The following is an 8,883-nucleotide window of genomic DNA, read 5'->3' as shown; positions in this document are numbered from 1 at the left end:
GACTTTATGATTCAGGGGGGCTGTCCGAAAGGGGATGGTCGTGGTGGTCCTGGCTATCAAATCAAGTGTGAAATCAACCCCAATAAGCATCTTGCAGGCAGCCTATCGATGGCTCATGCCGGACGTGACACCGGGGGCAGCCAGTTCTTTATCTGCCATTCGCCGCAGCCGCACCTGGACGGAGTGCATACGGTTTTTGGCAAAACGGAGAATATGGATGTGGTCAATGCCATTCGGCAGGGCGACAAGATTCGTTCGGTCAAGATCGAGCCGTAACGATCGAAGCGTTGAATAAAGCTGGGACTAAACGGGGACGATCGCCTTCTATCAGGAAAACAAGCCTCGATCAATCAAGGCCGATAGAAGACGATCGCCCCACTGCATCTATGGGATTGATGCATCCTGGCTAGCAGGTCAACCATCAGGGACAGGTAGCTTTGGGAACAGAGCGAAATCGAAGTGCGTTTTAGGGCTACGCGTCGGATTGCGCTTTTTTCCTGAGGCCAGGTCGAGCAAAGGCAGAGCAAAGGGAAGTTGAGCATGGCAGATTGGCATGAGATTGAGGGTGGCGTGACTGCACCAAAGGGCTTCCGGGCAGCAGGAATTGTCGCTGGGCTAAAGCCTTCAGGCGCACCGGATTTGGCATTGATTTTGTCTGAGGTGGACGCGATCGCCGCGGGTGTGTTCACCACCAGTCAAGTCCGTGCTGCTCCGGTTGATTTCTGCCGTCAACAGCTTCAGACGAAACCTGTGGCGCGGGCGATTCTGTGTAATGCCGGTCAGGCAAACGCGGCAACGGGAACTCAGGGCTGGCTTGATGCTCAGGAAAGTGCAATGCTGCTAGCTCAGTCGCTGAATATTGCGTCCGATCTGGTGCTGGTGGCTTCAACGGGCGTGATCGGTCAGCGAATTAAGATGGATGCACTGCGGGCAGGCATTCCCAAACTAGTCGAGGCGGCTAGCGAAACGGGGTCTGATGCCGCAGCACGGGCGATCGTCACAACGGATCTGGTGACAAAATCGATCGCCTTAGAAACCACTTTGGAGCACCGTCCGGTCAGAATTGGCGGCATCTGTAAAGGGTCGGGCATGATTCACCCCAATATGGCAACACTGCTGGCGTTTGTCACCTGCGATGCAGCAATCTCCCCCCATCTCTGGCAGCAGATGGTCAGCCGTGCTGCTGACAAAAGCTTTAACCAGATCACGGTAGACGGCGACACCAGTACGAATGATTGCCTCATTGCCCTGGCAAATGGTGCATCCCGCACACCTGCCATTACCGAGCCGGGAGCCGATGCAGACAAACTAGAAGCTGCTTTGACTGAAGTTTGCATTCGCCTGGCAAAGTCGATCGCTCGCGATGGTGAGGGCGCGACCTGCCTGCTTGAAGTGCGCGTCTCCGGAGCGACTGATGATGAGTCTGCTCGCCTGATTGCACGAACGATCGCCGGGTCTTCCCTGTTCAAGTCAGCAGTCTTTGGGCGCGATCCGAACTGGGGGAGAATTGCGGCGGCAGCAGGACGGGCAGGTGTTCCTTTTGAGCAGGGTGATTTGCGGGTGCAGTTAGGCAACTTTTTGCTGATGGATCAGGGTCAGCCTTTGCCGTTCGATCGTCCTGCTGCCAGTGCTTATATGAAGCAGGCGGCTCAGGGAGAATATTTGAAAGGCGATACCGTGTTAGTCTCGGTCAGTGTCGGAGAGGGTCAGGGGTCGGGCGTTGCTTGGGGCTGTGACTTGAGCTATGACTATGTGAAGATTAATGCGGAGTACACGACTTAGGGGAGTAGGAAAGTAGGGGCGTCTTGAAGCGATCGAGTTTCCAAACCTGGATAACTTCGCTTCAGGCGTTGCTGCTTTGTTAAGGTGAGATGAATTGAGCGATTGCCTGATGTGAAGTAAGTTCTCCGCCCGGTTCAACCCTCTTGTCCGGCAAATTCTCGATCGTTCATGATGGACCAGGATCGAATCGACGGAGGTTATCGTGTGAAAAACGGTTTAATTGCGCTGCTTGTGATTGCAGGGGGATTCTTCGTCACCAATCCTGAGAAGCCCACCTATGTAGACTATGCCTCTGTCCGATTTGCTGAGACAGCCACCGAAGCCATCTGCCGATCGCCTCAACTTCCTGGCTGGGCACGATCAATCACAAGCTCCATGCAAGAAGTTTGTCGAGGGACAGTAGAAACGGGGACTAATTTCGGCAAGGAACCGCTCCAGAACTTTATTAACGGCATTACCGAACACCAAAATTTCCTTCTATTTAGCACCTACACCACAAAGTTTCCGGGACGAACGGTTAAAACGGTCGGCGTTCTAGGCAACTTCTTCCCGCTTCAATAGGAATTCAATCAAACTTTCACCACTCATCGGCTCACTAGGCCACTGCAACCTGCGCCGCCAAACAGTCCTGCTGAATTTGCGCCTTCAAGTCTTCAAGCGAGGCGAATTTTTGCTCAGGACGGAGGAATCGATCGAGGGCAACGGTCAACGTCTTGCCGTATAAATCCCCTGACCAGCTGAGTATATGCACCTCGATCGTCTGCTGCTGCCCCGACACGGTAGGACGATGACCAATATTCATCACGCCGCGAATTGGCTGAACAGTCACTCCAGAAACCCAGACGCTGTAAACGCCCCGACAGGGAATAAATTTGTCATCTGGAACCTGCAAGTTTGCAGTCGGAAAGCCGATCGTCCGTCCAAGCTGCTGTCCCTGCACGACCTGCCCCATCAACTTATAGGGTCTGCCAAGCAATCGATTCGCTTTTTGTGGATCTCCTGCCGTGAGGGCTTCCCGAATCGCAGAACTGCTAATCCGTTCGTCATCGTTGCAATAAAGCGGCACGATCTCAACCGGAATCCCAAACTGGGCGGCAATGCTCTGAAGATCGATCGCCGTTCCGGCACGTTTAGAACCAAAACAGAAATTCTGTCCGACACTAACCTGCTGTGCTTGCAGCGACTCAACCAGAATTATTCTGACAAAAGCGTCTGGGGTTAAACTGGATAACGCCTCATTAAACGGCAGTAAAACAAGCTGCTTCACCCCAAGCGACCGCAAAGCCTGAGTTTTTTCTTCTAGGGGAGTGAGGAGAGGGCGAGATGTACCGGTAAAAAACTGGCGCGGATGCGGGTGAAACGTGACAACCGTAGGGAGCGGTTTGGGTTGCTCTACGGATGCGGACTGTTCTTCCAAGAGGAACCGATAGGAATCTGACGAATCACTACCTCGATCAACGCCATCAGAAATTGTGTGCCCTAGAACTGGCTCAATCACCTTCTGATGCCCCCGGTGAATGCCGTCAAAGTTTCCTAAAGCAACACGAGTTGGAGTTTTAGCGGTTGTTAAAGAAGAAGTAATCCACACGCTTTACATTTTGACACAATCTGGCAATCACAGAAAACTAAACGTCGATCGCGTTAGCGTTACGACAACAAATGAATCAGAAAACCAAACGTCGATCGGCTCAAGCGGATACTTCTGCTTCTGAATATTGATCAGCAAAGGAGTGATAGGCAGGGGCAGTGAGCTGATTTACCAGATCGATCGTCAACCCTTCCCAGGCAACAATGCTGTTGGGGAACTGTCGGGCGGTGTCTTCGCGCACTTGATCCATAAAATTATCATCGTGCAGCGGATCGTGATGGAAAATCACTAGTTTTTTGACGGAGGCTGCTTTAGCGATTTTGACCGCTTCTTGCCAGGTGGAGTGTCCCCAACCTACTTTGCCCGACCGCGGATGGTGGTATTCCTCATCGGTGTAAGTTGCATCATAAATCAGCAAATCTGCTTCGCGTGCCAGGTGCAGCACGTGTTCATCCATTCGATCGGGAAAATGCTCAGTGTCAGTAATGTAAGCAACGGCGTAGTTTTGCCAGTTCACTCGATAGCCAATCGCTTCTCCGGGATGGTTGAGCAGGGCAGTTTCAACCATAATATTCTCTAACGCAACTGAATCGCCCACTTCCAGATCGTGAAACTTGAGATCAGCCCCCATCACCTGAAGCGGTACAGGAAAGTTGGGATGGAGCATTTGATCGGTGAGTCGCTGTTCGATGGTGGAGCCGTTAGGCGCGATCGCTCCATAGATGTGAAAGCGGTTGCCCTTGACAAAAGCAGGCACAAAAAAGGGAAAGCCCTGAATGTGATCCCAATGGGAATGAGTGAAAAACAGATGGGCAGCGATCGGCATTTCTGGCAACAGGGCTTGTCCTAATACCCGAAGACCCGTTCCGCCATCGAAGATTAGCAAATTATCGCCCACTCGCATCTCGACGCAGGAAGTATTGCCACCATAGCGAACGGTTCCAGACCCTGGACAAGCAATGCTTCCTCTCACACCCCAGAAGCGGACTGTAAATCGATGTGAACTGTTAGTCATGCGTTTTTGTGCCAGATTTCACGAGCCTCAGTAAGTTCATCCCTGCCGAATCGATTGACAATCACGGTGAGGGTCGACCGCCACTTCTCATCCCAACTACTTCATCCTAGCCGTCAATTAGGCGAACCCGGTATATCGTGCTGTTCAGTGTCATCAACAGGATTCGTTTTTGCTGGTACAGCACCCTTACTTTAGTCTGCCCATCACTTCAGTCTGTCCATCAGCGTTAGTCTGCCCAGAACGAGGTCGTAAAACGCCGATCAAAACACTTGACTACTGAGAAATTCTTGGGCAAAATCTGCACTTTGCTCTAGTCTAGTCTGTGATCCCTTTCATTTTGCAATCTTTTATAGATTTTTTAGACTGCTCCGGTTCGGTAAATCGCCTTCAGGGCAACGAAAAATGTGAGGGTTAAGCGTTATGACGGAGGGAAGTTGAGATGCCAATCGCGCAGGTTGACTAATCCTGAAGCACAGGTCAAGTTGTATTGCAGGGGCGTCACGGTGATGCAGTTGTGCCGAATTGCCTCCACGTCCGTTAAGGTTTGATGATACCAATCTAAGTTAGAGCCGAATGCCTCTAGCTTTGCCAGCTCGATCGCCGCTAGCTCCGTTTCATCAACATCTTCCAGCAGCTCACCCGCAAGCCAGTAATAGGTTTTGCCGCGTGGGTCTACCCGCTTCTCAAACTGATCCACATAGCGACGCACTCCCTGACGAGTCACGGCAACGCCCGCAATTTTCTCAGCCGGAACCGCAGGTACGTTGACATTCAGCAACATCAGGTGGGGCAACGGCTGTTTTTCCAGCAGACTGACCAGGGTTTGAGCAAAGTCGGCGGCGGGCTGAAAGTCTTTTACGGTAAAGCTCGTGAGGCTAAACGCAACGCTGGGAATTCCCTCGATTACACCTTCCATCGCGGCAGAAACGGTTCCAGAATACAGCACGTCTGTGCCTAGATTAGACCCGTGATTAATGCCAGACAGTACCATTTCAGGTGGATTATCCAGCAGTGCTCCTAGTGCCAGCTTTACGCAGTCCGAAGGCGTGCCAGAGCAAGCCCAGGCAGCGATCGAAGGATGAAACCCACTTTCGACTCGTTCTGCTCGAATGGGTTGGTGGAGGGTAAGCCCGTGTCCGGTTGCCGATCGCTCTCGATCGGGCGAAACAACGGTTATTTCATGTCCGGCCGCTGCCAGGGTGTTTGCCAGCGTGCGAATTCCCAGCGAGAAAACACCGTCGTCGTTGCTAATTAAAAGCTTCATGCCAGTCTCAGTCAGACAGCATTCAGTGCTGCGGTTAACTCCAGATCTAGTTTAGAGAGTTGAGCGATCGAGTGAACAGAGCTGGAATTATTTCTGACCGGAACTCTGTTCCTACCGCTAGCTGCCGCGAGTCGGTCCCAAATATTTCTCCAGGTAGGGCGAGAAGACTTCGTAGATTAAAGTTATGGGTCGCCCGTGATGCCAGAACAGGTAGTACCGCCCCCAAAACGGACCCGCCTGACCAAATGCCTGTTCTAAGGGAGCAGAAGAGCCGTATTCAATTCCCTGAATATCGCGATAAAGCTCAGTTCGCAGCTTTGCCAGGTTTGCCCAGACCGGGAGCGATCGATTTTGCAGATATTCGTCTACGTGGCTGGCTTCCCACCAAGATGCAGCATAGGCAAGCCGCTGCCCGGAAGCAGTTCGCAGCCAAACCTGTCGTCGCAGCCAGGGCGCGGGAACTGCCTGAATCACATCGGGTGCGCCGTCCAAATCACTGTTGACAAGCGACATATCGATCACATCGACTTCAGTAGGTTCACCTGTCAGAAGCTGAAGATAGCGGGTAGGCGAACCGTCTCCCAGCAGAATCACCTGCCAGGCGGGGGCAAGCTGAGGGTGGGGCAGTCCTCGCTGTACGATCGCCTCATTTCCCTGCCAAAGCGGGTTGAGGGAATACCATTCAGTAGGGGCGGCAATGCCCTGGGTGGGTCGGATGGCTGGAGTCAATTGCTTTACAAAACTTCAATTTCTCCCTCGATCATAGTACGAATCTGGGAAACCCGCACAGGTGGAACTGCCTCCAACCGCTTATAGCTGCAAGTTCGCGATGAAATCGGGCACCTGCAAAATACGAAAGTAAACGAGGAGCGCAATAACAACGGTGTTAAGCGTAGAACCGCCAACCCCAATGAGTAAGTCCCGTTTGATATTTCTTTTCTCTTCTGTCAGGAACACCTCCATCGCGCCAAACTGCATCATGAGAATGCCGAGGACGTTGGAAAGCCAATAACCAACGATCGTTCCCGCTAAGAACCAGCCTGAGTGGATCCAGGCGATCACGTAGCCAAATGCAAGCGCAATTGGCAGATTAAAGAATACATCGTTCCACCAGGAGAGCGGGGAAAGCATATAGCCAATCCCTACTATTGCGCCACCTCGCAGTTTCTTGAGCAGATTCAGCATTGATTGCTATTAATTGATGAAATTGAGGAGGTCTGTTTTGAGCCAACCACTGCGTCATCGTCCTAACTGCTCAACCTAGCCACTCAGCAATGCCTCAACAAACTCATAGCTGGAGAAAGGACGCAAATCTTCGATGCCTTCACCTGCACCGATAAAGCGAATGGGTAAACCAAGCTGCTGCACGATCGCCAGTGCAATGCCGCCTCGTGCTGTGCCGTCGAGCTTTGTGAGCACTACACCGCTGAGCTTTGCGGCTTCTGAAAAGACTTCTGCCTGACGCAGCCCATTTTGTCCTAGCGTGGCATCCAGAACGAGCAGCGATTCGATGTGAGCATCAGGAGCTTTTTTGTCGATAATGCGGCGAATTTTGCTTAGTTCATCCATCAGGTTCTTTTTGTTTTGCAGTCTGCCTGCGGTATCGACTAGCAGCAATTCTGTGTTACGCGACTGCGCGGCGGTAATCGCATCAAAAACAACGGCAGCGGGGTCAGTGTTTTTGCCCGGATTTGCCACCACTTCCACCTTGCTTCGATCGCCCCAGGCTTTAACTTGCTGCACGGCGGCGGCTCGGAAGGTATCAGCAGCGGCAATGAGGCAGCGATAGCCAGACTTTGTGCCCAGGTGCGCTAGTTTTCCAATCGTTGTCGTTTTACCTGCGCCGTTCACGCCCGTCATGAGCCAGATATTCAGCTTGTCTTTTTCGGGTGAGAAATTGACGTTATGGGACTGCTGAAGAGGGCGATCGAGCATTTCCCGCAGGATTTGCTTTAGATAGGCGATCGCCTCATTAGGGGGCAATGCCTCTTCCCGCAGTTTGGCTTGCAGGGCTTCAACAATATAGTCGGTTGCCTCAATGCCCACATCTGCTTGCAGCAGCAGCGATTCGATTTCAGTAACAGCATCCTGATTCAGCGGACCCTGACCGACGATCGAGCGAAGCTGATTGACCAAGCTACGTCTAGTTTTGTCGAGTCCCTGCCGCAATCGCTTCAGCCAGGTAATCTCTTCCAGGGAAACATCTTCTGCCCGTCGCCCTTGAGCTGCCAGCACTTCCGCCGACCAGAGGAATCCTTCATCCAGCACAAACCCCGGATCAATTACAGGTTCAGTAGACGCGGGTACTGCACTGGGAACTGCCTCAAGCTGAGCCTCTGCCTCTTCCTGCTCGATCGCCTCCTGGCGCAATCTTTCTAATCGGGCAAGGCGATCGGCTTCTGCCTGTGCCCAAAAAGCGGTGGCAGGGGACGGGGCGACCGCTTCAGGAGTCAAGGGGGATGAAGTTTCAGAGCCAATCGTTGGAGTAGTTTCGGTGATTCCCTCTTCGGAGAACTGCAAAGCGATTACCCCTTCGGGGAACTGCGAAGCAATCGGCTCACCAGGAGCCTCTGCTGTTAAAGCCTCGTCTGTAGAAGTTTCCGAAGCCAAAACCTGAGCAGACTCGATTTTTGGTGTTGCGTCTATCCCTTCTGCTACAGTTCCTGCTGCTACAGGAGAGGCCTCGGCAGGAGCAGCTTCTGTTGATTCCAGAGTCTGTGTAGTCGGAGTTTGATGATCAGACGTTTGCGCGTCAGAGGCCTGGTCTGGTGTTTCCTCCTGTTGCCGCTTGCGAATATTCTCGTAGGCTGACTTTGCCCAGGTCAAATAGTCTTGAGCCACTTCTGGCTGGGTTGCACTTTCTGCCGCTGGTTCAGCAGAAACAGAAGGTTCAGCCGAGGGCTGCGCGACCTGCGCTGTTTCCGTTTCGGTGGTTGATTCTTCGCTGTGCTGGCGGTTAAACCAATTAAAAGGAGCCATATTCGGTGAACCTGCTACCCAAAGGATTGAAAGGGACAAAGACAGTTCTTTAATTATTGCTCGAAGTCACGCTGCTCATGTTTGCGGCTTGACTGATCCCGTCTTTGCCTGAAGGATACTTGAAAAGTGATTGTGTAACCCAAACCGCCCCCTCGCTTCCCAATTTTGCGGGGAACCGAGTTCTCCTTACTAGTGCTCAAAGTCCCTAAAGTTGGGAGCCAGAAAGGGAAACAGAGGGGGCAACATACCACTTCT

Annotated in this window: 9 protein-coding genes; 3 read left to right on the top strand and 6 right to left on the bottom strand. The window is 52.4% G+C overall.

The genetic code is table 11. From position 1 onward, the window contains the following. From H6F80_RS01480 to H6F80_RS01470, 3 genes are all read left to right on the top strand, one after another. The coding region (locus tag H6F80_RS01480) for a peptidylprolyl isomerase (RefSeq protein ID WP_190789849.1) at positions 1–276 on the top strand (276 nt) is incomplete at its 5' end. Between the two features lie 264 nt (positions 277–540). Then, positions 541–1,782 carry a bifunctional ornithine acetyltransferase/N-acetylglutamate synthase gene (gene argJ / locus H6F80_RS01475; protein ID WP_190789848.1) on the top strand — a complete coding sequence of 414 codons (1,242 nt, stop codon included), beginning with the start codon at positions 541–543 and terminating at the stop codon, positions 1,780–1,782. 171 nt (positions 1,783–1,953) lie between these two features. Further along, a complete protein-coding gene (locus H6F80_RS01470) occupies positions 1,954–2,343 on the top strand; it encodes a DUF4359 domain-containing protein (protein ID WP_190789847.1) in 390 nt (129 codons plus the stop codon). A 34-nt stretch (positions 2,344–2,377) separates the two neighbouring features. On the opposite strand, the gene H6F80_RS01465 is transcribed toward H6F80_RS01470, so the two are convergent. The 6 genes from H6F80_RS01465 to ftsY form a co-directional block, all read right to left on the bottom strand. Next, a complete protein-coding gene (locus H6F80_RS01465; protein WP_190789846.1) occupies positions 2,378–3,370 on the bottom strand; it encodes a bifunctional riboflavin kinase/FAD synthetase in 993 nt (330 codons plus the stop codon). 100 nt (positions 3,371–3,470) lie between these two features. Beyond that, a complete protein-coding gene (locus H6F80_RS01460; protein ID WP_190789845.1) occupies positions 3,471–4,385 on the bottom strand; it encodes an MBL fold metallo-hydrolase in 915 nt (304 codons plus the stop codon). 418 nt (positions 4,386–4,803) lie between these two features. Further along, positions 4,804–5,649, bottom strand: a complete 846-nt coding sequence (gene surE, locus H6F80_RS01455; protein ID WP_190789844.1) for a 5'/3'-nucleotidase SurE — start codon at positions 5,647–5,649, stop codon at positions 4,804–4,806. Between the two features lie 117 nt (positions 5,650–5,766). Continuing rightward, the gene (locus H6F80_RS01450; protein WP_190789843.1) at positions 5,767–6,378 is read right to left on the bottom strand and encodes a chorismate lyase; all 612 of its coding nucleotides are present in this window, start codon (positions 6,376–6,378) and stop codon (positions 5,767–5,769) included. A gap of 81 nt (positions 6,379–6,459) precedes the next feature. Next, positions 6,460–6,834 carry a DUF7980 family protein gene (locus H6F80_RS01445; RefSeq protein WP_190789842.1) on the bottom strand — a complete coding sequence of 125 codons (375 nt, stop codon included), beginning with the start codon at positions 6,832–6,834 and terminating at the stop codon, positions 6,460–6,462. A gap of 75 nt (positions 6,835–6,909) precedes the next feature. Then, positions 6,910–8,628 carry a signal recognition particle-docking protein FtsY gene (ftsY, locus tag H6F80_RS01440; protein WP_190789841.1) on the bottom strand — a complete coding sequence of 573 codons (1,719 nt, stop codon included), beginning with the start codon at positions 8,626–8,628 and terminating at the stop codon, positions 6,910–6,912. Between the last annotated feature and the right edge of the window lie 255 nt (positions 8,629–8,883).

Origin of the sequence: Leptolyngbya sp. FACHB-711 (assembly GCF_014695615.1) — a bacterium.
Taxonomy (GTDB): Bacteria; Cyanobacteriota; Cyanobacteriia; order Elainellales; family Elainellaceae; genus Leptolyngbya_A.
This window is presented reverse-complemented; position numbering and strand designations above follow the sequence as displayed.

Coding starts and splice junctions, on each gene's coding strand:
- argJ (WP_190789848.1), top strand. CDS start 541: ATGGCAGATTGGCATGAGATTGAGGGTGGCGTGACTGCACCAAAGGGC.
- surE (WP_190789844.1), bottom strand. CDS start 5,649: ATGAAGCTTTTAATTAGCAACGACGACGGTGTTTTCTCGCTGGGAATT.
- H6F80_RS01470 (WP_190789847.1), top strand. CDS start 1,954: ATGGACCAGGATCGAATCGACGGAGGTTATCGTGTGAAAAACGGTTTA.
- H6F80_RS01460 (WP_190789845.1), bottom strand. CDS start 4,385: ATGACTAACAGTTCACATCGATTTACAGTCCGCTTCTGGGGTGTGAGA.
- ftsY (WP_190789841.1), bottom strand. CDS start 8,628: ATGGCTCCTTTTAATTGGTTTAACCGCCAGCACAGCGAAGAATCAACC.
- H6F80_RS01445 (WP_190789842.1), bottom strand. CDS start 6,834: ATGCTGAATCTGCTCAAGAAACTGCGAGGTGGCGCAATAGTAGGGATT.